This is a genomic window from Streptomyces sp. T028 (assembly GCF_048159505.1).
In the GTDB taxonomy this organism is placed as follows: Bacteria; Actinomycetota; Actinomycetes; order Streptomycetales; family Streptomycetaceae; genus Streptomyces.
On record NZ_JBLRVZ010000071.1, the window covers coordinates 1 to 22,804 of the forward strand.

Annotated in this window: 29 protein-coding genes; 21 read left to right on the forward strand and 8 right to left on the reverse strand. The window is 67.2% G+C overall.

Annotation, left to right across the window (positions count from 1 at the left end):
- Positions 1-95 precede the first annotated feature (95 nt).
- The gene (locus tag ACLZN2_RS46465; protein ID WP_416986094.1) at positions 96-758 is read right to left on the reverse strand and encodes an MAE_28990/MAE_18760 family HEPN-like nuclease; all 663 of its coding nucleotides are present in this window, start codon (positions 756-758) and stop codon (positions 96-98) included.
- A complete protein-coding gene (locus ACLZN2_RS46470; protein ID WP_416986095.1) occupies positions 759-1,928 on the reverse strand; it encodes a DUF262 domain-containing protein in 1,170 nt (389 codons plus the stop codon).
- A 353-nt stretch (positions 1,929-2,281) separates the two neighbouring features.
- On the opposite strand from ACLZN2_RS46470, the gene ACLZN2_RS46475 reads away from it, so the two are divergent.
- The 4 genes from ACLZN2_RS46475 (at position 2,282) to ACLZN2_RS46490 (ending at position 5,475) form a co-directional block, all read left to right on the forward strand.
- Complete coding sequence (locus ACLZN2_RS46475; protein ID WP_416986096.1) at positions 2,282-3,133, forward strand: helix-turn-helix domain-containing protein; 852 nt, start codon at positions 2,282-2,284, stop codon at positions 3,131-3,133.
- 95 nt (positions 3,134-3,228) lie between these two features.
- Positions 3,229-3,630, forward strand: a complete 402-nt coding sequence (locus ACLZN2_RS46480) for an ATP-binding protein (protein ID WP_416986097.1) — start codon at positions 3,229-3,231, stop codon at positions 3,628-3,630.
- Positions 3,631-3,805: 175 nt separating this feature from the next.
- Positions 3,806-4,657 carry a sigma factor-like helix-turn-helix DNA-binding protein gene (locus ACLZN2_RS46485; RefSeq protein WP_416986098.1) on the forward strand — a complete coding sequence of 284 codons (852 nt, stop codon included), beginning with the start codon at positions 3,806-3,808 and terminating at the stop codon, positions 4,655-4,657.
- A complete protein-coding gene (locus ACLZN2_RS46490) occupies positions 4,654-5,475 on the forward strand; it encodes an integrase (protein WP_416986099.1) in 822 nt (273 codons plus the stop codon). Before ACLZN2_RS46485 ends, ACLZN2_RS46490 begins: the two co-directional genes overlap by 4 nt.
- A 53-nt stretch (positions 5,476-5,528) precedes the next feature.
- Here the strand turns inward: ACLZN2_RS46490 and ACLZN2_RS46495 are convergent, their stop codons facing one another.
- The gene (locus tag ACLZN2_RS46495; protein WP_416986100.1) at positions 5,529-6,017 is read right to left on the reverse strand and encodes a hypothetical protein; all 489 of its coding nucleotides are present in this window, start codon (positions 6,015-6,017) and stop codon (positions 5,529-5,531) included.
- A 232-nt stretch (positions 6,018-6,249) separates the two neighbouring features.
- On the opposite strand from ACLZN2_RS46495, the gene ACLZN2_RS46500 reads away from it, so the two are divergent.
- The 10 genes from ACLZN2_RS46500 (at position 6,250) to ACLZN2_RS46545 (ending at position 12,728) form a co-directional block, all read left to right on the forward strand.
- The gene (locus ACLZN2_RS46500; RefSeq protein WP_416986101.1) at positions 6,250-6,597 is read left to right on the forward strand and encodes a hypothetical protein; all 348 of its coding nucleotides are present in this window, start codon (positions 6,250-6,252) and stop codon (positions 6,595-6,597) included.
- Between the two features lie 5 nt (positions 6,598-6,602).
- A complete protein-coding gene (locus tag ACLZN2_RS46505) occupies positions 6,603-7,973 on the forward strand; it encodes an FtsK/SpoIIIE domain-containing protein (protein ID WP_416986102.1) in 1,371 nt (456 codons plus the stop codon).
- 80 nt (positions 7,974-8,053) lie between these two features.
- Positions 8,054-8,272 (forward strand): hypothetical protein, encoded by a 219-nt coding sequence (locus tag ACLZN2_RS46510; protein ID WP_416986103.1) that lies wholly within the window; start codon positions 8,054-8,056, stop codon positions 8,270-8,272.
- 24 nt (positions 8,273-8,296) lie between these two features.
- Positions 8,297-8,995 (forward strand): DUF2637 domain-containing protein, encoded by a 699-nt coding sequence (locus tag ACLZN2_RS46515; protein WP_416986104.1) that lies wholly within the window; start codon positions 8,297-8,299, stop codon positions 8,993-8,995.
- Positions 8,996-9,010: 15 nt separating this feature from the next.
- Entirely contained in the window at positions 9,011-9,190 is a 180-nt protein-coding gene (locus tag ACLZN2_RS46520) for a mobile element transfer protein (protein ID WP_416986105.1), read from the forward strand.
- 16 nt (positions 9,191-9,206) lie between these two features.
- Positions 9,207-9,362: a hypothetical protein gene (locus tag ACLZN2_RS46525; protein WP_099053934.1), complete on the forward strand. Its 156-nt coding sequence runs from the start codon at positions 9,207-9,209 to the stop codon at positions 9,360-9,362.
- 22 nt (positions 9,363-9,384) lie between these two features.
- Positions 9,385-9,690, forward strand: a complete 306-nt coding sequence (locus ACLZN2_RS46530; RefSeq protein ID WP_416986106.1) for a SpdD protein — start codon at positions 9,385-9,387, stop codon at positions 9,688-9,690.
- Positions 9,691-9,787: 97 nt separating this feature from the next.
- Positions 9,788-11,155 (forward strand): replication initiator, encoded by a 1,368-nt coding sequence (locus tag ACLZN2_RS46535; RefSeq protein WP_416986107.1) that lies wholly within the window; start codon positions 9,788-9,790, stop codon positions 11,153-11,155.
- The gene (locus ACLZN2_RS46540; protein WP_041669189.1) at positions 11,155-11,325 is read left to right on the forward strand and encodes a helix-turn-helix transcriptional regulator; all 171 of its coding nucleotides are present in this window, start codon (positions 11,155-11,157) and stop codon (positions 11,323-11,325) included. Before ACLZN2_RS46535 ends, ACLZN2_RS46540 begins: the two co-directional genes overlap by 1 nt.
- On the forward strand, positions 11,322-12,728 hold the full coding sequence (locus tag ACLZN2_RS46545) for a tyrosine-type recombinase/integrase (RefSeq protein ID WP_416986108.1): 1,407 nt from the start codon (positions 11,322-11,324) through the stop codon (positions 12,726-12,728). Before ACLZN2_RS46540 ends, ACLZN2_RS46545 begins: the two co-directional genes overlap by 4 nt.
- A gap of 1,138 nt (positions 12,729-13,866) precedes the next feature.
- Here the strand turns inward: ACLZN2_RS46545 and ACLZN2_RS46550 are convergent.
- Positions 13,867-14,346 carry a hypothetical protein gene (locus tag ACLZN2_RS46550; RefSeq protein ID WP_416986109.1) on the reverse strand — a complete coding sequence of 160 codons (480 nt, stop codon included), beginning with the start codon at positions 14,344-14,346 and terminating at the stop codon, positions 13,867-13,869.
- Between the two features lie 167 nt (positions 14,347-14,513).
- Here ACLZN2_RS46550 and ACLZN2_RS46555 point away from each other — a divergent pair, with 167 nt between their 5' ends.
- Entirely contained in the window at positions 14,514-14,693 is a 180-nt protein-coding gene (locus ACLZN2_RS46555) for a hypothetical protein (protein WP_416986110.1), read from the forward strand.
- Entirely contained in the window at positions 14,690-14,950 is a 261-nt protein-coding gene (locus ACLZN2_RS46560) for an SRPBCC family protein (RefSeq protein ID WP_416986111.1), read from the forward strand. The genes ACLZN2_RS46555 and ACLZN2_RS46560 overlap by 4 nt, the downstream gene beginning before the upstream one ends.
- A gap of 9 nt (positions 14,951-14,959) precedes the next feature.
- Here ACLZN2_RS46560 and ACLZN2_RS46565 read toward each other — a convergent pair whose 3' ends face one another.
- Positions 14,960-16,219, reverse strand: coding sequence for a hypothetical protein (locus tag ACLZN2_RS46565; RefSeq protein ID WP_416986112.1), 1,260 nt, complete (start codon positions 16,217-16,219; stop codon positions 14,960-14,962).
- Positions 16,216-16,926: a hypothetical protein gene (locus tag ACLZN2_RS46570; protein ID WP_416986113.1), complete on the reverse strand. Its 711-nt coding sequence runs from the start codon at positions 16,924-16,926 to the stop codon at positions 16,216-16,218. Before ACLZN2_RS46570 ends, ACLZN2_RS46565 begins: the two co-directional genes overlap by 4 nt.
- Before the next feature lie 104 nt (positions 16,927-17,030).
- Here ACLZN2_RS46570 and ACLZN2_RS46575 point away from each other — a divergent pair, with 104 nt between their 5' ends.
- The 3 genes from ACLZN2_RS46575 to ACLZN2_RS46585 all read left to right on the forward strand — a co-directional run bounded on the left by ACLZN2_RS46575 (position 17,031) and on the right by ACLZN2_RS46585 (position 17,998).
- Positions 17,031-17,162, forward strand: coding sequence for a hypothetical protein (locus ACLZN2_RS46575; protein WP_416986114.1), 132 nt, complete (start codon positions 17,031-17,033; stop codon positions 17,160-17,162).
- Between the two features lie 198 nt (positions 17,163-17,360).
- Positions 17,361-17,678 carry a hypothetical protein gene (locus tag ACLZN2_RS46580; RefSeq protein WP_416986115.1) on the forward strand — a complete coding sequence of 106 codons (318 nt, stop codon included), beginning with the start codon at positions 17,361-17,363 and terminating at the stop codon, positions 17,676-17,678.
- Positions 17,679-17,875: 197 nt separating this feature from the next.
- On the forward strand, positions 17,876-17,998 hold the full coding sequence (locus tag ACLZN2_RS46585) for a PmrA (RefSeq protein WP_416986116.1): 123 nt from the start codon (positions 17,876-17,878) through the stop codon (positions 17,996-17,998).
- 125 nt (positions 17,999-18,123) lie between these two features.
- Here ACLZN2_RS46585 and ACLZN2_RS46590 read toward each other — a convergent pair whose 3' ends face one another.
- Complete coding sequence (locus ACLZN2_RS46590) at positions 18,124-18,960, reverse strand: hypothetical protein (RefSeq protein WP_416986117.1); 837 nt, start codon at positions 18,958-18,960, stop codon at positions 18,124-18,126.
- A gap of 372 nt (positions 18,961-19,332) precedes the next feature.
- On the opposite strand from ACLZN2_RS46590, the gene ACLZN2_RS46595 reads away from it, so the two are divergent.
- Positions 19,333-19,527, forward strand: coding sequence for a hypothetical protein (locus tag ACLZN2_RS46595; protein WP_416986118.1), 195 nt, complete (start codon positions 19,333-19,335; stop codon positions 19,525-19,527).
- A 349-nt stretch (positions 19,528-19,876) separates the two neighbouring features.
- Here the strand turns inward: ACLZN2_RS46595 and ACLZN2_RS46600 are convergent, their stop codons facing one another.
- A complete protein-coding gene (locus ACLZN2_RS46600) occupies positions 19,877-20,635 on the reverse strand; it encodes a hypothetical protein (protein ID WP_416986119.1) in 759 nt (252 codons plus the stop codon).
- 722 nt (positions 20,636-21,357) lie between these two features.
- On the opposite strand from ACLZN2_RS46600, the gene ACLZN2_RS46605 reads away from it, so the two are divergent.
- Positions 21,358-22,752, forward strand: coding sequence for a tyrosine-type recombinase/integrase (locus tag ACLZN2_RS46605; RefSeq protein WP_416986120.1), 1,395 nt, complete (start codon positions 21,358-21,360; stop codon positions 22,750-22,752).
- The last annotated feature ends 52 nt before the right edge of the window (positions 22,753-22,804 follow it).

Consider the following 22,804-nt stretch of genomic DNA (forward strand, 5'->3'; position numbering starts at 1 on the left):
ATCTTGGAAGCCGTGCCTGTCACGTTCCCGGAACCCCACCGAGCCAGCAGATCATCACGAACCGGACGTCAAGCAACTACGCCGGAGCCCTGGACTTAGCCCTCGAGCGTCTTGGGCCGCTCACGTTTATAGGCCCCGTTCTCTGCCGCGGCTGAAACGGTATTGCGAACGAAATCCAAGATTATCAAGACTTCTTGGTGCAGTTCTTCATATGCCGCTGCGTCGACGCTCAGGTATTGACCGTGGGCGATCTCATTCCTGACTCTCAGCAGTTCATAGTCGATGAGTCTCGCCTTCAGTTGAATCGGGGACGAATCGAGGCCAACCAATGCGAACAAATCGAAACAGCGTTCACTGTTCAAATTGGACTGAGTGTCTACCCCTTTCCTCCAAGGGATGGGGGCTCGCTCTCCGTCCTTGGACAACAGCGCCTGCGCTCGCCAGATCATTTTTCGGGTAGCTGACATTCCCGATTGGGAGTCAACCTCAGCTTCCAGCCCGATCGCAACAAACCCCGGATGCAACTCGCCATATGTGAGGCGCCTGCGCCCTACGAATTGAATGTAGGCGGAGAGGCAGTGCTTCGCATACCCTTCCCAGTGCGCGTAGAGCAACGGCACTCCGGCACGACAAAGAGAGCGTTGTGCCGTGCTGTCCTGATTAGATCGACGCACACTTCCCAGGTAGCTATGGAGCTCACTGCGGCGCCAGGCAAGGTCTGCATCTAGAGAATCCTGGAGCTCGCTTATCGTCCTCATCTACTCCCCTAGAGAGAAGATTCTGCGGCCGACTTCGAACATGTAGGGAATCCGTAGACTTGCGGGCTTTCCGGCACCCGTACGAGCTTGGAATACTGGATCTTGCCAGACAGATTTAACGCGCTCGGCGATGAGAGAACTCCTTTCGTCCGATTGCAATTCACTCCAATCCTGATAGTGCAGCCCAAGGCCAGTCGTGATGGCTTCAAAGGCCGACACGGTGAACCTGCCACCGAAGGCTCCCTTGTAGGCGTCGAAGCGTTTGAAGGCCGCATCACTAAGCGCTTCATTAAGCCATGCAAAGATATTTTCGAATCGCTCCTTTTCGAAAGGGCGATCATATGTATCCGATGCGATAAAAGTGCGCATTCTCGTAGTGAGGAACTCGCCTACGTCCTTCAACCCGGTAAGATCGGACGGTTGGGCGGTGACCATTCCAAGGTAGCGCAAGGCGATCTCGGTGCCGTAGGCTTCCTCCTCCTGACGTTCACTAATATTCGTGGACTGAACGAAGTTGTTGTTTGCCGTCAGGGATTGCAGCCACCTGTAGAACGTGGGGTCAAGCATTACCGCAAGGCAATTTCTTGCTTCTTGCTCAGACAGGTGTGTTCCGCTGTTCAACCTTTGGAAGAGGTCAAACTTCGAGTTACTGTCACTAGTGTGTTCGACGATCTGGAAATCAAGGCGGGCACGCTTAAAGAAGCGCTTCTGTGCATCCGACAACTCCACACTAGTGGCAGCCCCAGGGGCGATTTTCCCTTCATCCCATACGATCCCCTCAAGGCTTTTCAGGTAATCACCTTGAGTGAGTGGCTCTGGCAAATCAAGAGCTTCATCTTCTTTCTTGAGGGCCGCCATGAATCGAAATAGTGTCGAAAGTCGTTGGACACCGTCAACAACATCCCAAACTCCGTCTTCACGCGCTGCTACAAAGATTGGGGGGATCGGGATTCCGAGAAACACGCTTTCAATTAGGCGCGACTGCTGTTGCAGTCTCCATCGGAAGATCCTTTGGAATTCCGGATGAATCTCAAGATCTCCATTTTCGTACATGGAAAGAGCTTCGTTGATCGCCATGCTGTAGCGGTCCGTGTGAATCTCGCGTGACCGTTGCACAATTTCTTCTTGCAGGCCCACTGGCTTCTCCTCGTGCGGTGCTGTGCCCGTCACGCTACCCCCACCTGCTTCGCAGCGATCGTGTCCCACGGCCATTATGGGCTTCGTGTATGGCTGCGTCGGCTGGTTCCGTGAAGTCGGCTGAGGGTCAGGGGATCGGCCCCAGCTTCCGACTCGCTGCCTCTCAGGCTCAGGGGCGGCTTTATGCGAGCGCGGCACGGGCGCCGGCCGGGCTGGAGCGGGACGGAGGCAGGAGCGCAGGCCCGGCCGGGGGCCGGGCCGCGCGCGGGGAGCGGAGCGAGCCGCCTTGAACCAGTAGAGAAAGTTTGAATCATGGGTTGGGCGCTTCTTGATCATCTAGGGTCTCGCGCCTGGTGTCGGCTGGCGGGTGGTGTAGAACCCTCGGTATGGGGAGTGAGCGGCAACAGCGGATGAAGGCGCTCGGGGTGCGTCTTCGGGGCCTTCGTGTAGAGGCCGGCCTGACCGGTGCCGTACTGGCGCAACGCGCTGGCGTAGGACAGCCGACCGTGTCCAAGGTGGAGAACGGGCGGATGGTCCCCAGTGCTGATGTCCTGGGCCGTTTGTCGCGCGCTCTCGACCTCGACGAGTCGACCGCTCGTGAGGTGGGTGACCTCCTGGCGGCCGTGGAAGCGGCTCCGGACAATGTGGAGGTCGCCGCCGACGAAGCTCCGGCTGGGGCGGTTCTCGATGAGGCAGTGCGGTCTGCCCGGCTGGTGCGTTCGTTCCAATGCGTCGTCCTGCCGGCCATGCTCCAGACCGCGGAGTACGCCCGTCACGTTTTCGACAGCGCTCCCAACTCGTCCCCGGAAGCGGTTGGTCGTGCTGTCGCTGCCCGGGTGGACCGGCAGAGTCTCTTGTACGAGCCGGTGCGTGATTCGGTGTTCGTGCTGACGGAAGCCGTGTTGCGGACCTGGCCGGGGGATCCGGCGCTGATGCTCGCCCAGTTCGACCGGCTGCTGGCCGTCGAGAGTTTGAGTACGGTGCGGATCGGGGTGATCCCGTGGCGTCGGGCTGTACCTGTCATGCCTCGTCACGGCTTTACCCTGTGCGACCGGCGGGCGGTCGTCGTGGAGACCTTCCGGGGTGAACACGTGCTGGACGACTCTGCGGAGGTCGCCGCGTACGAAAAGACCTTCAGTCGCTTCGAGCAAGCCGCGGTCTTCGGGCTTGAGACGCGGGAGATGCTGGTCCGCATCATGCAAGAGTTCCGGGACCTGGCGGACTCCACCACCCGTTAGAGGAATAATTCCTCAAGATGCCTGGCTCGCCGGTCAGCCTTGGGAATACTCTGCTCTTGTGATGTCTAGCCCTCTAGACAGTGAGGAGCGTTCCCATGCCCAAACGTTGGTGCCGCATCTTTCCCGGGCTTGCATGGCAGGTGGCCGAGGCCCGGCACTTCGTCGCGACCCTGCTGGAGGACGAGGGCTCAGACGTCGTCGACGATGCCGTCCTGGTCGTCGGTGAGCTGGCGGCCAACGCCGTCCGGCATACGCGAAGTGGCTGGTACCGGGGGTGGTTCCTCGTGGCGGTCCAGTTCCGTGACGACCTGGTGCGCGTCGAGGTGACGGATCAGGGTGGTGATGAGGAGCCCCAGGTTCGCAGTGTGCGCAGTCCGGTTGACGTAGGCGGTCGCGGGCTGATGATGGTCGCGGCCTGCGCAAAAGACTGGGGTGTGAAGGATCGGCCTGCTGGTGGGCGCTGCGTCTGGGCCGAGCTGCCGCGGAGTGGCGCGTGATGGCCTCCTTCCCGGCGGTGTTCCGTTGCTGTCTCGTGGGCAGTGGAGGGTGAGCCCCAAAGGCGTGCCTCGGCGGAGAGCCGGCTTCTACGTGATCGGGGTTCATTCGGGACGGCGACTCCCGCCCATTCCGTCTAGGGCCCTAGACTCCTGGGTACTTCTAGGAGGTGTGGTCATGTCGGACGAGTTGCAGCGGATCATGGCGATCGATGATCCGTACCTGCTCCTGCGTGAGGTCACAACGCGGTTGGCCGACGCGCAGCAGGAGGTGACCGAACTCGCCCGGCTCCGTCGCCGCGTGGTCCAGGACCTCCACGCCCAAGGACTGTCGTACGCGCAGATCGCGGAAAAGGCTGGCCTGAGCCGCGGGCGGATTCATCAGATCCGGCACACTGGGCCGGCGCCTGAAGGGGCGTTCCTCGGCGCGGGCGCCGTCACGGTCGTTACCCCGCTGCGGTGGGACGGCGAGAAGAAGCGTCCGGTCGTCGCCATGGCCGACATGAACTCCGGGAAGCGGCTCGAAGAGCTGGCCAAGTCGTACGGGCTCGATGTCGGCTCCGGGCATGTGCAGGTGAGCGGTGAGGTCGACCTCAACCGTGACGGCCTCGTGGTCGTCTGCGGGCCGGGCATGTCTCAGGCCATGAGCGACCTGTATGCGCAGGATCCGGTACTCGGCTGGGAGCACCCGGACGGCGAGCCGTGGGCCTTGGTGGACCGGCGTACCGGCACCTCGTACCGGGCGGGAGCGGACGGCGAACCGTACCGGCCGCATGACGTCGGATACCTCGGCCGACTGCCCCGCCCGGACGGCAACGGCTCGGTGCTCGCCATCGCCGGCATTCACACGGCGGGCTCCCTCGGTGTCGTTCACCTGCTCACCTCCGACCTGAACACGCTCTGGGGGCAGGTGGGCGACCGCCCCTTCTCGGCGCTGGTGAGCGTCGAGTACGACCCTGAGAACGACGAACCGCGGTCCGTCGAACTGCTCACTCCCCTTTATCTGCACGACGAGGACACGACGGCGTGAACGTCGCCCTCGACTCACAGGCGGCCGGACCCGGACAGGAAAACGAGGATTTCGCCGCTGTCGGTCCGGGCGTTGCGGTTCTCCTCGACGGAGCCGGCGTGGCTGGGGCGGAGACCGGGTGCACGCACGGCATTGCGTGGTTCTCCTCGACGCTGGGCGGGCTGCTGCTGGGCACCATCACGGCGCATCCCGCCCGGCCGCTGCCCGCGTGCCTCGCCGAATCGATCCGCCTCGTCCGCTCGCTGCACGAGCACAGTTGCGATCTGGTCCATCGTGCCAGTCCGACAAGTACGGTCGTTGCCGTTCGCGCTGCTGCCGGGATGTTGGAGTACCTGGTCCTCGGGGACTCGACGCTCCTGCTCGCCAGCGCGGACGGGAAGACGACCGCTGTCACGGACCAGCGCCTGGACGAGGTCGGCAAGCGCCTGCGCGGTCCGGTTGATGCGTTGCCCACTGGCTCACCCGAACACGCTGTCGCGCTGGCCGAGTACCGCGACGCCCTGACAGGGCTTCGCAACCGGCCGGGCGGCTTCTGGATAGCCGGTCCCGATCCGCAAGCAGCGGAACACACCTTGAGCGGGTCCGTGCCGTTGGAGTCGCTGACGTCTGTGACGCTCCTGAGCGACGGAGCAACGCGACTGGTCGACTCCTTCGCGCTCGCCAGTTGGGAAGGGGTATTGGCTGTCGTCAACTCGTCTGGGCCGGACGAGCTGATTCGTCGGGTGCGGGAAGCGGAGGCCGACGATCCCGAGGGGCGACACTGGCCACGAGGCAAAGCGCGGGACGACGCCACAGCCCTGCATTGGGTTCTGTCGTAACGCTGCGTCCTGTGAATGCTGGGTCGGACCACGAGAGCGGGCCGTTCTACGGCTCACCGTGGGAGTGAGGACTCCTCGCCAACGGCGGCGAGCAGTTCGAACGGCAACTCTCGATCACCCTGACCGATCGTCAGCCCGAGCCAACGGCCGGTGGCCGGCACCGGCCACACGAGCATGTTGACGGCGAGACTGGACAGAGAGCAGAGCGGCTCGGGCACCTCGACGTCGGGGTAATCCGGGTCGTCGAACCCGAGGTATTGCCACAGATCGACTGTGGCCGGACTTCCCCAACGCTCCGTCAGGGCCTCGGCCACCGCGGCGAGGTCAACTTCCAACTCCTGCACCGCCGGCTCGACAATCTCAGGACTCCTGTCCTCCCAAAAGTCCTGGCTCGCCCGCAGAACGGCTATGTGATACCCGGGCCCACCCCACCCGTGTTCTGTTTTCGATCGACCCTTCTCTTCGGGGAACGGCTGGGTGATCAGGGCGTCGACGATCGACAACTGTTCCTCGGCGGAGCCTGGGGGCTTCTCGTGCGGCATAGGCCCGGAGTGTAGGGCTGGTGGCGCCTGCCGCGGTGGGGTCGCATCCAACCGCTGACCTACCAGGCCCGGCATCTCGTATACCCCCCTAGACAGTTGACGGGGCGTCGGCTACTGTTTCCGTCAACCCCCCTAGACAGTTAGGGCGGGCGACCTCCCGTGCTGTCTAGGGGGGTATCCAGATCGGCACGGTGCCTGGCAACAGGTGCCGCCAACCAGTGAGGTTCAAGAAATGCGTGTCATCCCCGTAGATGCCTCGGCCGCGACGCTGCTCGTCACCAAGCTGCCCGAGGTCAAGGTCAGGGACCGTCAGACCGGCGAGATCGCCGTGGACCCGGTGACCAACCAGCGGCTCATGGTGCTGGAGTTGGTGTTCATCGCGCAGGGCGGTTCGGACATGATCAAGGTGACCGTTCCTGAGCAGGGCATCGGTGAGGGCCTGGTGATGGGAGCTCCGGTCATCCTGTCCGGCCTCGTCGCCCGGCCGTGGGAGAGCGAGTTCGGCGGCCGGATGCGGCACGGCATCGCCTACCGGGCGGACGCCGTCATGGTCAATGCGCCGGCACCGGTGCGGGGCTGATCACCATGACTGACACCATGTGGATGCTCATCCTGGGCCTGCTCGCCCCGGTCGCGCTGCTGGTGCTGCGTCGTAGGGTGCCGGTCGCGTTCTGGTGGCTCGTCGGCTATCCGTTCGTCGCGGTGAGGGTGCTGGCCACGTACCGGGCCACGATGGACGCCTGCGGTCTGACCGTCCCGGCCTCGGCCATGCGCCGGGCCACGGCCCGGATGATCGGGCGGGAAGCGGCGCCGGTGCCACCTCGCCACTCGTTCCCGGTGCCGACCGGTTCGGGGCTCGTGATGCGGTTGCGCATGGCGACCGGGCAGGCTCCAGAGGACTTCATCGCTTCCGCCGACCGGTTGCGGCATGCCTGGGCCGCGCATGCCGTGCACATCCGTCCGACCAAGCCAGGGTGGCTCGAACTGCGGCTGATCGGCTGGGATGTGCTCGCGGATGTACGGCCCGCACGGCGCCGGCGGCGGAGCGGGGGACTGCTCTCCCTTCCGCTGGCGCTGCGGGATGACGGGCGGTGGCACGTACGGGACTTCCGTGCCGTGCCGCATGAACTCATCCTCGGTGCAACGCAGTCGGGCAAGTCCGTCTATCTGCGCAACTTGCTGTGCGGGCTCGCCCGGCAACCTGTCGTGCTCGTCGGCATCGACTGCAAGTGGGGTGTCGAACTGGCTCCGTTCGCGCCCCGCCTGTCGGCCCTCGCCGACACCCCGGACAGGGCGAACGAACTCCTTGACGTCCTGCTGGAAGAGATGGAGGCACGGTTCCGGCTGATAGGGCTCCGGTCCGGGGCGGGCACGGATGACGTCCTCACTTCGGACGTGTGGGGGCTGCCGGAGGAGGTGCGGCCGGTGCCGGTCGTGGTCGTCGTCGACGAGGTGGCGGAACTCTTCCTCGCCGCGAGCCGGGACGACGAGAAGCGACGCGACGCTATGGTCACCAAGCTGATTCGCATCGCCCAGCTCGGCCGCGCGGCCGGCATCTACCTCGAAGTGTGCGGGCAGCGCTTCGGTTCCGAGCTCGGCAAGGGCGCGACCATGCTCCGTGCCCAGCTCACCGGGCGTATCTGCCACCGCGTGAACGACGAGTCGTCGGCGAACATGGCGCTCGCCGACATCTCCCCGGAAGCGGCCCTCGCCGCAACCGCCATCCCGGCCGAACGGCCCGGCGTTGCCATTGTCGGCGACTCCTCTGGCGGCTGGTCCCGTGCCCGCTCCCCGCACCTCACCCTCGACGAAGCGGCGGCCGTCTGCCGCGCCACGTCCGCCCTCGTTCCGGAGCTGTCCCGCCTCGACGCCTTCCGGCCCGCCGTCGCTGTCGAGCCTGCTGGCACCACCTCGCCCGCCGCTGCCGTGCCCACGGCCCGCCCGGTGACCGAGTAGCCGCGCCCCTTTCCACGGTCGGCGTGACCGCCTCGCGCCAAGTCCCTACCCCTCCCATGCCTCAAACCGGAAGGAAACCCATGTCACGCCCCTCCGTCGCCGAGGTCAGCGCACTCATCGCCGACCTGGCCTCGCTGCGCCAGACCCCGAACCGCACCTCCGCCGAGTACGCCGCGCTCATGAACCGCAAGGCGGACCTGTTGGAACGCATCGCGGCCTGCACGCCTGACGACGCCGACACCGCCGAGGTGGCCCGCCTGGCCCGTGAGCGTGCCGACTCGCTCAAGCCCAACAACTGACCTCACGGAAGGAAACGCAAGCCGATGCGTGCCCACCTCGCCCGCGTGGACGCCGTGATCGTCCAAGCCGTCATTGCGGGCGCCCTGTCCTTCTCCCACCTTCACGATCTGGCGGAGGCGGCAGGACAGGGCGGTTGGAAGGCGTGGGCCTACCCGGTCAGCGTTGACCTGTTGCTGGTCGCCGCCTGGCGCCGGATGCGCGAACAACAACGCGCCGGACGCCCGGCCGGGAGCTCCCGGCTGTGGTTCCTGGTCGCCCTGGCCGCCTCCCTCGGCGCCAACGTCGCCACCGCCGGCCTCCTCGACCTGGACCACGTTCCCGCGTGGCTCCGCGTCGTGGTGGCGGGCTGGCCCGCGGTCGCCTTCTTCGGCGGAACGCTGCTGGCGCACGGGCCTCGCCCCTCGGAAGAACCGGCGGTCTCCGTGACGCCGGAGACAGAACCCGCACCGACTTCGGCCCCTGTCGCGGTCGACCCGCCCCGCCGTGACGAACTCCCAGGACCCGCCCCGGCTCCGGTGGCTGCGGAACCCCCGACCGACCTTGTGACCGCCGCTCCGGCTCCCGTTCCCGCCGTCGCCCTGCCGCCCGCCCTCGTCGACCGCGTACGGGCCCTGGCCGCCGAACACCGCGCCGCGACCGGCCAACCGGCCGACCCCGACGCCGTACGCGCCCGGCTCGGCCTGCCTCCGGCCATGACACCCTCCGTCGCCGCCCACCTCTGAGAAAGGACCGCCCGCATGACTCCGCGCTTCCGCAACGTCCGCCGCTTCGGTCCCGTACAAGTCGCCTCGTTCCTCGCCCGTGGCCGTAACCGCCACTTGGCCGCCTGCACCGCGCCCCGCTGCGACTTCTCCGCCGAGTACGACAGCCGTACCGCCGCCGAACTCGCCGCCCGCACCCACCGCTGCAAGGCCTGAGAAGGAGATCACCACCATGGACGTCCCACTCTGGTTCGCCGTGCTCGTCGTCGCCGTCCTCGGTATCCAGCTCGCCCGCCCGCCGTGGTGGCTCGTCGCCCTGCTGCTCCTCGGCGGCTACCTCGTCGCCAACAGCGTTCTCGCCCCTGCCGTCGCCGCTCTCCTCGACTGACAGCCCACAGAAGGGATCAGCTATGTTCAAGCCGAAGTACCCGCCGCAGGACACCGCTCCGGCACCGACCGCGCCGACGCCGGCGGTCTACAGCCCGGCGCCCTACGTCCCGGCCCCCGCCCCGGTTCCGTCCGCCCCCGCCTCCGACCGGCCCACGGTCCAGCTCACCCCGGGCAGCATGCTGGCCCTTGCCGCTGGCGGCGGCGCCCTGGTCCTCGTCGTCGGCGCGGTCCTGGTGTCCATGCTCCTCGCCGTCGCGATCACCGCTGCTTCCGTGGCCGTCTGCGCGGTCACCGTCCGCTCGATTCTCAAGAGCGACCGCCGCTGACCTCATCTGCTCCGCAGCCTGGCTTGCCCATGTTGTCTAGCCCCCTGGACAAGCCGGCTGCTGCGCAAAGCTCCCGCCTCCAAGGAGGAACCCGCACATGCGTCCCGAGGCTCCGACCGGAGCCATCCGCCAGCTGGCGGTCCTCGCCCTGCACGGCGACCTCAGCACCTACGCGCACCAGATCCAACGACTCGGCGGCTGCGAGCGGCCCGTACGAATGGAAGGCCACCGCCTCGATGTCCACGCCGCGACCGGTGAGATCGTTCGTGAGGTCGCTGACCACGACCTTCCGGCCGGACAGCTCCTAATCCGTTGCAACAACCGACGGGCTACCCGGTGCGCCGCCTGCGCGGAGGTCTACCGCAAGGACACGTACCACCTCGTCACGGCCGGCCTGAGCGGTGGCAAGGGAATCGGCCCGGCCGTCGCCGAACACCCCCGCGTCTTCGCCACCTTCACCGCCCCGTCCTTCGGTCCCGTCCACAACCGGCCGGGCGGCGGTCGATGCCGCTGCGGACGTACCCACCCGGACGGCGACCCCGCCCTCGGCACCCCGCTGAACCCAGAGCGCTACGACTACCGCTCCGCCGTCCTGTGGAACGCGCACGCCGGCGCCCTCTGGGCCCGGTTCACCACCTACCTCCGCCAACAGCTCGCCTCCCGCGCGGGCATCGGCCGCTCGGAGCTTCGCCACTGCCTCAAGGTGTCGTACGCCAAGGTCGCCGAGTACCAGCGGCGCGGTGCCGTGCACTTTCACGCCGTGATCCGCCTCGACGGCCCGGACGGCGCCGAGGACACCCCGCCTACCTGGGCCACCACAGAACTTCTCACTGACGCGATCCGCGCGGCGGCCCGTCTCGCTGAGGCACCCGGCCCGGTCCTCGACGGCCATGCGTTCGCCTTCTGCTTCGGCGAACAGCTCGACATTCGACCGATCCGCTCGGCCGATTTCTCTGGACCAACCAACCTGACCAGCCGGGCTGTCGCCGCGTACATCGCCAAGTACGCCACCAAGGGTGCCGAGAGCGCGACGGGCACTCTCGACCGCCCGATCCGCAACCCCGTCATCGACCTCATCGGCACTGACGTCACCGACCACGCCCGACAGATGATCCTCACGTGCTGGCATCTCGGCGCGCTGCCCGAACTCGAAGACCTGCGCCTGCGCAAGTGGGCTCACATGCTCGGCTTCCGCGGCCACTTCTCCACCAAATCCCGCGCCTACTCGGTCACCCTCGGTGCCCTCCGCCAGGAACGCGCCGACCACAACGAAGCGGTCACCCGTGAACGCGCGGCCCTGGCCGGCCGACCGCTGCCTGACCCGGACACCGTCCTCGTCCTCTCTCACTGGCGCTTCGCCGGCACAGGCCTGACCACCGCCGAATCCTGGCTCGCTACTTCACGCCGACCCGCCGCCCCTGACACGGAAGGAGACTCCACGTGGATCGCCGACGAGACGAACTGATGACCGTGCCGCAGATCCTCGCCGAGCTCGGCGGAGTCTCCCGCCGCACCTTCTATCGCTGGCGAGAACTGGGGCAGGCTCCGGAAGCGATCAAGCTTCCGAACGGTGAACTCCGCTTCTGGCGGAGTGACTTCACCTCGTGGCTCCACGGACTCGGGGAGGCGGCGTGAAGTCGCATGACGTGAAGGTGTGGGGCATCCGTAAGCGGCCGTACAAGACACCGTCGTACGACGTGCGTTGGAAGGTCGGTGATGTCCCGCCGTTCTCCGAGACCTTCCGTACAAAGGCGCTCGCCGACAACTACCGCGCGAAGCTTCTCCGGGCTGCCCAGAAGGGCGAGGCATTCGACACGGAAACTGGTCTGCCTGACTCCATGGCACCGGTCAAAGAATCCCTCACCTGGTACGACTTCGCACAGGCGTACGTGGCCATGAAATGGCCGCACGCGGCTCCGAACTCCCGCGACAGCCTGAACGAGACGATGACGCTCGTCACGACTCAGCTCCTGGGGGACCGGCCCGGTCGTCCGGCAGATGATGTGTTGCGGCGGGCCCTGCGTGGTTGGGCCTTCGTCGTCCAGGTCGAGGACGAGGAGGCTCCGCCGGTGGACATCGCGAACGCCCTTCGCTGGGTGGGCAAAGCCTCGCTGCCGCTGACGACGCTCAAGAATCCGGCGGACATCCGCGGCGTCCTCGACTCGCTCAAGCTCACTCTTTCCGGGGCTCCGGCCGCCGCCGAAACGGTGCGACGCAAGCGGGCCGTCCTGTTCAACGCCCTGGCCTACGCGGTCGAGCTGGGGGAGCTCCCGGAGAACCCGGTCACCCTTGTGAAGTGGAAGCTTCCAAAAGTGACCAAGGAAGTAGACCGCCGAGTCGTGGTGAACCCCCGGCAGGCGGCCGAGCTCCTTGGCGCTGTCTCGTACGTCGGTGGCTACCGTCGGGCCCGTGGGCGTCGTCTCGTCGCGCTCTTCGCCTGCATGTACTTCGGTGGGCTGCGGCCGGCGGAAGCTGTGGCGCTGCGTCGTCCGGACTGCACGCTGCCGGACACCGGGTGGGGCTCGTTGATCCTGGAGAAGAGTCGCCCGACCGTTGGTAAGCGCTGGACCGGGACCGGAGAGGTTCACGACAACCGCGGCCTCAAGAATCGGCCCGCGAACGAAACGCGCATCGTTCCGATTCCGCCTCGCCTCGTCCGCATGCTCCTTGCGCACATCGACGAATTCGGCACTGCCAAGGACGGTCGGCTGTTCGCCAACGAACGCGGGGGAGTGGTCGCCTCGACGACGTATTGGCGTGTCTGGGACGAAGCTCGGCACCTGGCGCTCACGCCGGAGCAAGTGGCCTCACCGCTGGCCGCTCGACCGTACGACCTGCGGCACGCCGCGCTCTCCTCGTGGCTCAATGCCGGCGTCGACCCCACCGAGGTTGCGGAGAGAGCGGGCAACAGCGTGGAGGTGCTGCTGAGCCGCTACGCGAAGTGCCTCGACGGCCGCCAAGACGTCGCCAACCGTCGTATCGCCGAACTCCTGGGGGAGAGCGACGACCAGGAGAGCGAGCCCGGCGAGAAGCCCTGACCGCGACACACCCACCTGCGGCATGATGGCCCCTGGACTACAGTCCGGGGGCTTCGTCGTTTTCCGGGGCTGACCTGCGGATTCCGGCCCTGCGGCCAGTCCACGCATAGTCCACAGCCCCCGACATACAGCCGCTACGAGCGGCATACGGCTGCACATACGCGAAGACCCCGTACTCAGCATCTCTGCTGGTCACGGGGTCTTTAGGCACCTCAGAAGGGGTGCCCCCGGCAGGATTCGAACCTGCGCACACGGCTCCGGAGGCCGTCGGACTACCACACGTTTTCCCTGGTCAGCGGGGTGTCTGACGTTTTGTCAGGCCCGCCAGCCCACGTATAGCCCACGAAGTAGAAATGCCCTATTTGATCTTCTCGTACGGGTTGTCCTGGCGTGGTGGTCGCCCCGTGCCGCGTGATGGAGATCACGACGTCCTCGACCAAGGGTAAGGGGCATAATGCTTCCCCTTCAATCGAACGGGGAGGCGGCCGGTAGTGCGCCGGCAAGCCGAGTGCGCCGGGGCGTGCGCCTGGCTCCGCGAGAGCGCTTCCCGCGCTGCGTGGGCGAACGGCGGCTTGCGGGTGTGACCCCGCGGCTTCCCGGGCGCGACATCCGGCAAGCGTCGGCCGGGGGCCGGCCCATCGCTGAACCTGTGCAAGAGAGCCGATGTTGCAGCCCATGTCGCAGGTGGTGGAAGTGGCATTGGCCGGAGGGTAGAGCCTCGCGCGCGCCGACGCTGAGCATGCGTGTCGGGCGCCGGGCGGTTCTGCCGACGGCGCCACCTTCGACGGGTGAAGGCCAGCTCGGGATGATCCGAAGCCTCAGGTGTGCAGCGCGCCAGCGGGCTGACTGGGCCGGCGGAGCGAGTGCGCGAAAGGACGGCCGCACCTGGTCATGAATGCGGGCGGCTGGCGTGTGAAGTTGTGCGGTTGGTTTGGGGTGTGGCCTTTCGACGTCGCGGTCAGGGCGTGGCGGTGGATCTCCAATAGTGCGTGTGATCCCCGGTTTCGCTAACCGGGGATCACGTGCTACACGCCTTACGGCGGCGAGAGGCTCGCCGTGGTCCTGATGCTTTGACCAGGGCTCCCGGGGATGCTTGGTCTGTCCGTATCGGAGCACGCGGCGGAGTCTGGACTATGCCTTACCCACCGATTCCGAAGGGCAGTCCCTTGTGGTCATTGCTCAGGGAGCGTCGTATGGCATTGACCAGCCTCACCTGCGCCTGGGAGGGTGCTTGTCTGGCCTGCTCGAACTCCTCGGCATTCAAGGGGTTGTGCAGTGGGTTGCGTTCCCCTCGTGCCACGCGGTCCAAAAAGGAATTGATGGCGCCGCCGAAATCATCGATCTCCGCCGCGACCTCCGTGGGAGAAATCAGGCTCACGCGCATCAAGGACGCGCTCCACTCGCCCCAGTCGTAATCCCATCCGCGCCCATCGGCGTGCGCTCGTCTGAGCTCCATGGTGAATTTGGCGTAGTGACTGAAAAGTTCCTGGTAGGCGGCGAGTTGCTGATCGCGTATCCAGTGACGATCCTGAGCGCGACGCGTGACGATACCGCCGATCAGGACGCCCACTGTGGCGGAGAGTGCGCCAGCGGCCGTTGTCACCAGCGTGTCCAGCACCGCATCCCCCTCGACGGTCTACATCCGAGCCTCCGGCAGGACGAACATACTGATCATCAGCCCTCGGTGACAGGGATCGAGTCTGTTCCGCCGACTCGACGGGCTCTATACGGGTCCAGCCAAGGCAGGGCTTCGGCGAGATCGAGGCCCTGCACCACGTCAGAGACGTGACGTTCGCCGAGGACGCCTCCCAGCTCCGGACCGGCGCCGCACCTCGCGCCATGGCCACCTGGCGCAACCTCGCCATCGGCGCTCTTCGCCTCGCAGGGAGCACCAACATCGCCGCCAGCCTGCGGCGCAACGCCCGCCACGCCAGCAGGCCGCTCGCTCTCCTCGGACTCACATGATCACGAAACGGACGGCACATCACTTTGCCGAAGCCCTGCCCCGCGCCACCCAGCACTTCAGCCAAACTACGGACGTGGTGACGGCTCAGGACCGCTCGGTGGAGCTCTTCCACCGGGTCAACGAACAGGATTTCGCGGCCTGTGAGCGCACCCAGCCGGCAATGAGCTCGAAGGCGTACCGGGAGGGCGGGGTCCTGGTGCCCTCGGAACATCACATCGGCGCGTTCCATACATGGGTGCGGTCGCTGATCGGCTGAGCAGGCGCCCTACTTCGGCAGGTCCATGAGGTAGGCGAGGCTGCTGGTGCCCTGGTCCCGCTTCAGCCAGTGCGTCAGCAGCTCCCGTACCGGCTCCTGGACTACGGCCGTGAGCGGGCCACCGCCGAACAGCAGGACGGTGAGCGGGGAGACCACGGGGAACACCGTTGTCAGCAGGGCCGGGGCGGCGGTGACGGCGAGTCCGGCCAGGGTCCGGTGGAACAGGCTGCGGTAGACCTCGCGCAGGGGACGCGCATGGTCGCGTACCTCCTGCCGGGCCGCCGCGATGCGTTCCTCGATCTGCGGCACGATCTCGGGTGACCAGGGCTCGGCGTACGTGGTGAGCACGACGTCGTGCAGAAAGTCGCGGAACGCCTGGCGTGCCTCGTGTGTGCGCTCGCGATAGCGCAGGCAGTCCTCCAGGGACATCGCGGCAAGATCCTGGTGGGAGAGTTCGGCATCGACGACCCGCTGGTGCACCAGCGCGGTCTTCTGCGCCCGCGCCGGATCCGGTTCCGCGTGCAGGCCCGGGATCTGGTCGACCTCGGACGCGGCGGCTGCCGCTCGCTTCATCCGCAGGGACAGCAGGCGGAAGTGCGGCGCGCTGTCGGTGAGCGGGACGGCGTCCTGCGCCATCGCCAGGGCCAGTGCGGTGGACGTGGCGAGGGAGGAGCCGGCGACATACGGCACCAGCGCGGCGTAGTCGCGTCCGTCGTCGGGCAGGACGGTACCCGGTGCGTGCATCGGCCGGGCCCGCGGATGGCCGTCGAGATAGAAAGCCACCTGGCCGCTGACGTTCGATGTGCCGAGGACGCGGGCCGGAATCTGATGGGTCAAGTGGGCGAACGCCTGCTGGGGGATCCTAGTGCGCAGCATGCTCCACGTGGTGGGAAAGCCGTTCCGGAACAGGTCGCGGGCGCGTGGATCGCGGAGGTCCGCGCGCAATGCGTCGGCGATGAGCCAGCCGTGCACCGGATCCGTGACCACGTCCGCCGGGTCGACGAGGCGCAGCACACCCTCACGCTGCAGCAGCTCGTACCGGCCGCTGATCCCCGTCCACTCCTGCTCCATCGAGGTCGCCACGTTCGCGGGCAGATACGGCAGGTGTTCCTCGGCCTTGTACAGACCGGCGCGTACGCGGGGGCTCATCGGGTCGACGAAGAGGATCTCGTCGTAGAGGAGGACGGCGCGCTTGAGGGTGGCTTCGCTGATGGTCCGCGAGAAGGGGTAGTACAGGGCACGGAACGCGTCCGGTCCGGTGGTGGTCACTCCCATACCTCCGAGGCGTCGCCTGGGTCCGTGTCCGTGGTGGTGTCCGTTTCCAGTGCGGCCCAGCCGTACGTGGCGGTCTCCTGGGAGGGGATGTTGCCCTGGCGGTGGACCCGTGGACCGGCCGCGGATTCCTGGCTCCGGCCGGCCAAGTCGGCCAGGAATAGAATGGCCTTGAACACCAACGTCAAGGTGCCTGCGGCCAGACCGAGGACGGCAAGCCCTCCCGCGGCGGCCACGATCACGCTGGTCGACAGGGCGAGACCCGCGCCCGCGCGCAGTCCCCACCCGGTCAGCACCGCACCGCCCACGACGACCACAGCGAACAGTCCGGTCGTACGAGGCATGTGGGAGGCAGCGACTCTCACCGCATGGGCGACGGTCATGGGAGCGTCGTCCAGCTCAGGGCGAAACTTGTGCTTCAGGGGCCTGTACCGCCTGAACTCCAACGAATCGAACTGAGGGAAGACGAAGACCGTCCGCACCGTCGAATCCAGAACGGCTGTGGCCAGACCGAGGACGGCAAGCCCTCCTGCGGCGGCCACGATCACGCTGGTCGACAGGGCGAGACCCGCGCCCGCGCGCAGTCCCCACCCGGTCAGCACCGCACCGCCCGCGATCGTCACGAAGGCCAGTGCGGTCCGCCGGGGCCAGGTCATGATGCCGAACCACACCGCACGAGCAGTGGTCAGACCGTCCTCGCCCATGGCCCCACCCCTCGGACGGCGTCTCCCCGCCGCCCACCAGGGTAGCCATCAACACCACCGGCAGACAGCGGTGTTGACCGGACCGAGAGCACGACAACCAGAGCGTGCCGCACACCACGCGGATCGCGCGGGTCGGGCACCTCGCCCAATCGCTCCAGCAGGCCCGGCACCTCCTCGGGCAGCACGGCTTCGCGATGCTCGCGGAGTTGGTCAAAGGCAGGCGGGATCGGCGATGATGGGTCGGCAGGCACGGTCTTCCACTCGGATCACGGGGCGTAGAAAACTTCATGATCTTGGAGGCCGTGCCTGCAACGCTTCGAGAGCGCCACCCAGCTGACAGGTGCCCACGAACCGGGCGTCACACGACTACGCCGAAGCCCTGCCAGTCCCGGTGAAGACCGCAGTGACCTTGACCAGTTAATGAAGGGCTGTTCATGCCTCCTATGCGTCGTCGGCAGCGCAAACCTCTTGGGTCGGATCTGTTCGGGGAGCAGTACTACACCGATCCCAATGCCACCCCGGAGCCGCCAACTCTGCCTGTCTTCACCTCACTGCCCGACCATCTGCGTACACGCAAGCAGATCCGTCAGGAGGGACTGGAGCCGGTCGGTCGGCCCGTCGGACTCCTGTCCTGGACCCCACAGGGCTACAACTCGCCCATTGAACGTCCGGTCTGGGACATCCGCCAGGCGGAGAAGCCCGTGCCTCGGGAACCCGACATCTTTGAGCTGATGGAGCAGGAGCAGAACTGACCAGCCACCGGCGGAAGCCAAGGGCGTGCCGTGGTGGCTCGTGCCGCAGCCTGCCGACGTCGAACAGCGGCCCAACTATGGGCGGCCTTTGGGATCACCTCGGATACCCGTCTCAGAGCTTCAAGATCATCTCACCCCTTTGGCGCGTATCTCGGTCACACCCCGCCCACGAGGCCGAGGGCGGCACCTCCACCCTGATGCTGCTGGCCCGCTCCCGCCACGCCTCCGTCCGCTCCCTGGAGCGCTACGCCCGCCCCGGCGTCGACGCAGTCGCCCGGCACGTCGCGCAGCAAGACCCCGCCGCCCGCCGACGGGGATGACTGGCAGGGCGCGGCCCAACTCCCGGACCACACCGAGCGGGCGGTGCCCGGCGTAGCCGCAGCTCAGCGGTACTGAGCAGTCTTCTGTGGGAAGACCTCGCTGTTGCCCCAGCCCGGGCGACCCGTCAGGTCCACCCCGCTGCGCGCATCATGCTCACCAACGCGCGCTCGGCCGCCTCCTCCTCGTCCTGGTCCACCTCGACGCTCTCCCAGCCTGCGGCGTACCGCAGCACATTGGACAGCGTCTCGTGGTCGGCGGCGCCGCGCGGGCCCTCGAAGGGAGAGTGCAGGACCGTCGACAGCGCGGCCCGCACCCAGCGGGCGACGGTGGCCTCGTCCCCCTCGGGCATCCACGAGTGGTAGGGCACTCGCCCGATTTCGCGCAGCGCCTCCGTGAGCGCTTCGAACTCCGGGCCGGGACGCGGGCCGGCCGCATGGTCGAGTGCGTCGGCGAATTCAGCGAGCAGCGCGAGGTCCGCTTCGGCCACCTCAATGGTGGTCAGGTGCACCACGTTCCCGCCGTCGGGTCCGATCAGCAGCAGGACGTTGGGCGTGGGCGGGAGGATCTCATCCACCATCCCGTCCGCGAACTCCTCCGTCCCCTCGGGCAGCGCGTCGCGCACCCGGTAGTACGCCTCTTCGACGTCCTCGATCGGCGCGCCCGGGATCGGCACCCCTCCGCTGTCCCGGTAGCCCATCAGCTCCCCCTCATGGTCCAAGACCATGTCCATTCGGAGCCTCAGGAGCAGGCCGGCCAGTTCGTACAAGCCGGGCAGGGCGTCCTGGACGAGGGGCAACAACAAGGTGCGGGTGGAAGTGAGGCGCGGCGGCGACTGCTGGCCGCCGGCTCGGGTACGGTCGTTCGCCCGCATTGCCTCGGTGTACCGCGTGCCGGTGGCCCGGCTCTGCTCACGGATCTCCCGCGTGCGCTTCCGCGACTTCCGGGGCCGGCTCGTAGGCATGTCTGACTCCATACAGCGGCGCACCCCACGCAGACGCCGCTCTGAAGAGGCAGGCAGGTTCAGGTGCACGATGCGTCGAAGGACGGCTTGGCCTACCAACGAGGACTCCTGCGTGGCGGAAGGCCCCTTCAGCGGTCGGCGGTCGTGGCCACCGGCCCCGGCAGCATACCGGCCTGGCGGCCGCGGCATCAAAAGGTGAGCCGGCTAGGACGTGTCGCCGAGGGCGGCATTACGACGAGCTGATCGAGCAGGCCGGGGGCGTCTTCGAGATGCTGAAGCTCCAGGAGGACCGGGCTGACCTGCCCTGCCGCCGCAGGTGCGAGCCAGTACGCTCGCTTCTTTAGCAGGCCGACACCCACTGAGGGGGGACACATGACCACGAAACCACTGAGCTTCGACGAGCAGGAACAACTCGTCGTGATCCTGTGCACCAGCATCGAAACGATGCCCGAGGACGAGTTCGAGGCGAACTACCAGAAGCTCGACCGGGACCACCAGTTCGAAGTCGACGAGTCCATCAGCCGGTTCGCCGCCAACGCTGTCGGTGACGAAAACTGGGATCAGTAGTACGGCGCCCGCGGGCGGGGCAGTCACTCTCCCCACCCGGGCGCCTTACACGTGTTCCGGACGGCAAGGTGGTTCAAGCGGCTGGGACCCGCTCGTCCTCCAGCGCGGTGAAGTCGACGTCGAGACGGGTGTCGTAGTCCTCCGGGACGATCCCCAGTTCGTGGGTGGAGTAGACCCCGAACCGGTTGATGTGCTCGGTCAGGTACGGCGAGATCTCGGACAGGTCCAGCGGGCCGATGACCCTTCCTGGCGGTGGATCTCGGCCGACTCCTCGCGGGCCATCTTCGCCTTCGCCGCCATGCGCCTGCAGAACATCGTGGCCACATCGTCCCGGGCGCGCATACGGGCCTTAGCCGCCAGACACGCGATCAGCGCCACCCGCCTGGCCTCGGTGTAGTCCCTCAAGGTCCCAGCGTCCTGGACCCCCTGAGCCCCGCGAGTTCGCGGAAACTGAAGGTTCTTCAGCGGGAACCCAGGGGCCGATGTCGTCATCGTCGGGGGTGGGCCCTTGGGTTCGTGGTGAACACGCGGGGTCGGTTTCGAGTGAAGGCGTCTGCGTCCCGGCAGCCTGCTGACCGGGAGGGGTGTCGCTGCGACCCGCACCCTTGAACATGTCCAGAATGGTCGACCTCGCCCCCATCCAGTGGTCGAGCGTGTCCTCCAGCAGGACCCTGGCGTCGTCTGCGCTCAGCTCGCTCACGGCACGCAAAGCGGCCTCGGCGCCAGCGGTGAACGCCTTGTGATGGGCCGTCGCGGCCCACGCTCGCGTGGCAGCAGAGAGCTTCGGAGAGTGCTGGACAGCGGTCCCCGGCAGGGTCAGGTAGCAGGCGCCAGCCAGTCCGGCCAGTGTGGCCCGGCTGTTGGCGACGACCTGCTTCGACAGCGAGTCCCTGCAGGGACGGCAATCCATCCAGCAGGCGCCGACCAACCGCGTCGCCAGTTCAACGTCGCTCTCCCAGCCGTCCACGTACGGCATCATGCCGTCGATCAGATCCGTGTCGGTCATGGAATGGTCGTGCAGGGTGCCGCCGACCGCTGACGCGTGCGACGCTCCCGTGCGCGCTGCCCTCTTCCGTGCGCGCTGCTTCTTGCCGTGATTGCTGACCACGAGTTCTCCTCGATGGCGTACAGCGGTTACCCATGACCCGTGCACGCGAGAACTTGATCAACGCGGGCATTCGGGAGTTCACCGTCAGCGACAAGACTTTGGTCGCTTTTCGCACTGATGCGCTGGGACTTGAGGTCCTGGCACCTTTGCCTCAAGATGCTCCAGTCATGGGCTGAGGCCAGCTTCGGCCGGTGCGCGGCCGTTCACCAGCACGATAGCGGACGGCGACGGCCGATGAGCCTCAAGCCCAGATGACGATCCCCGGTGTCACGTTCCCGGGAGGCCACCAGCAGTGGCCGATGCAGTCGTCGGGCTGCTGTGCGAGCCCGGGAGCTGTCGTGGAGCACCACCTCAAGCACGGGCAGGCGTACGTGCCGGGCGGGCAGCCCGAGGAGACCGTCCGGTACGCACGGATCGTGCGTCTGGGTGGCAGGCGTACCCCAGAAGCTGGCAACCCGCCCGAGGTGGTCGCCCTGCACCCCGCCACTCCCTGTGCAGCGCGGCGTTCGACGCCTACCGCAAGAAGAAGGCGCCGTGGAACCAGTCACCCTCACCCTGGACCTCGCGGCCTGACCGCAACCCGGATTCCGGTGGCGTGCACTCTTGCGAACGTCCGACAATCTCTGCCCGTCAACCTCCCGTGATCCGGATACGCCCTCATCGGGGGATGTTCGGGTGGACATTTCGGGCAGTCATGCCGCGTCGATCAAGAGGAGGCGGGCATGGACTCAAACGGACATGAAAGCGGTGCCACACCGGGCCCCGGACAGTCGACGGACCGATCACAGGCGCCGCCGCATGATGCGGGACGCCAGGGCCAGGGCAGCGCGGTCGCGGACATGGCCGGCGAGTTCGGCGCGGAGCTGGTGCGGGCCATCCGCGCGGGCCTGGCTCAGGGCGCCAGTCCCATGCACGGTCCCCGGGGTCCGTCCAAGCTGAGCTGGTACGCCTTCGCGACCGAGTACGCGCGGGCGCACTGGCCCGGCAGGGCGGCGAAGACCCGGGACGAGGTCAGCGAGGCGCTCACCGTGATCACCATGGCGATGTGCTGGGACATGCCGGGCCGGCCGAAGGGGCAGCTTCTGCGCCGTGCCCTGCGGCACTGGGCATTCGTTGTGCCCGGGCCGGAGCAGCGGGAGCTGCCGGCGGAGGACCGGCTGGTGCTGCAGTGGGTGGTGAAGGCGTCCCGGCCGTTGGTCGACCTGCATGATCCGGTCCTGGCGCGTGATGTGCTGGAGTCGCTGCGCCGCAAGCTGGACGGCGGCGAGGCGGCCGTGGAGACGATGCGCCGGAAGCGCAAGGTGCTGGTGCACGCGCTTCACTACGCCGTGGAGCGGGGCGAGTTGGGCAGTCATCCGCTGGAGAAGATCCGCTGGCGGGTCCCCAAGCCGGCGGTCTCGGTGGACCCGCGGGTGGTGGCCAACCCTCATCAGGCACGGGATCTGCTGGACGCTGTCTCCTACGTGGGCGACTATCGGCGTGCTCGTGGCCGTCGGCTGGTCGGGTTCTTCGCCGGCATGTACTACGCCGGCCTGCGCCCGGAGGAGGCGGTCGCGGTGGCGCTGCCGGACTGCCGCCTGCCCCGCACCGGCTGGGGGCGGCTGATCCTGCACCGCACTCTGCCGCAGGCGGGCAAACGGTGGACCGACACCGGCAAGTTCCACGACGAGCGCGGGCTGAAGAACCGCCCGCCGGGAGAGACACGGGTGGTGCCGTTGCCGCCGCACCTGGTGACGATGTGGAGGGACCACGTCGCCACGTTCGGCACGGCTGACGACGGACGGCTGTTCTTCACCGAGCAGGGCCGGATCGTCACGTACACCACCTACAACCGGGTCTGGCACGAGACTCGCGCCCTTGCCCTGCCGCCCGCCCTCGGCAACACCCCGCTCGCGAAACGGCCGTACGACCTTCGGCACTCGGCCCTGTCCACCTGGCTGTGCGCGGGGGCCGACCCGGCCGAGGTCGCCCAGCGGGCCGGCAACAGCGTCGAGGTCCTGCTGTCCCGGTACGCGAAGTGCCTGTACGACCGGCAGTCCATCAACAACCAGCGCATCGAAGGGCTCCTGAGTTCCTACGACCAGTCCCCCGAGCCTGATGAGCAGTTCGAGGCGTAGCTCCCCGCGCCCGAGCTGAAGCGGGCGCGGGAGAAACCCGCCAGGTTCACCT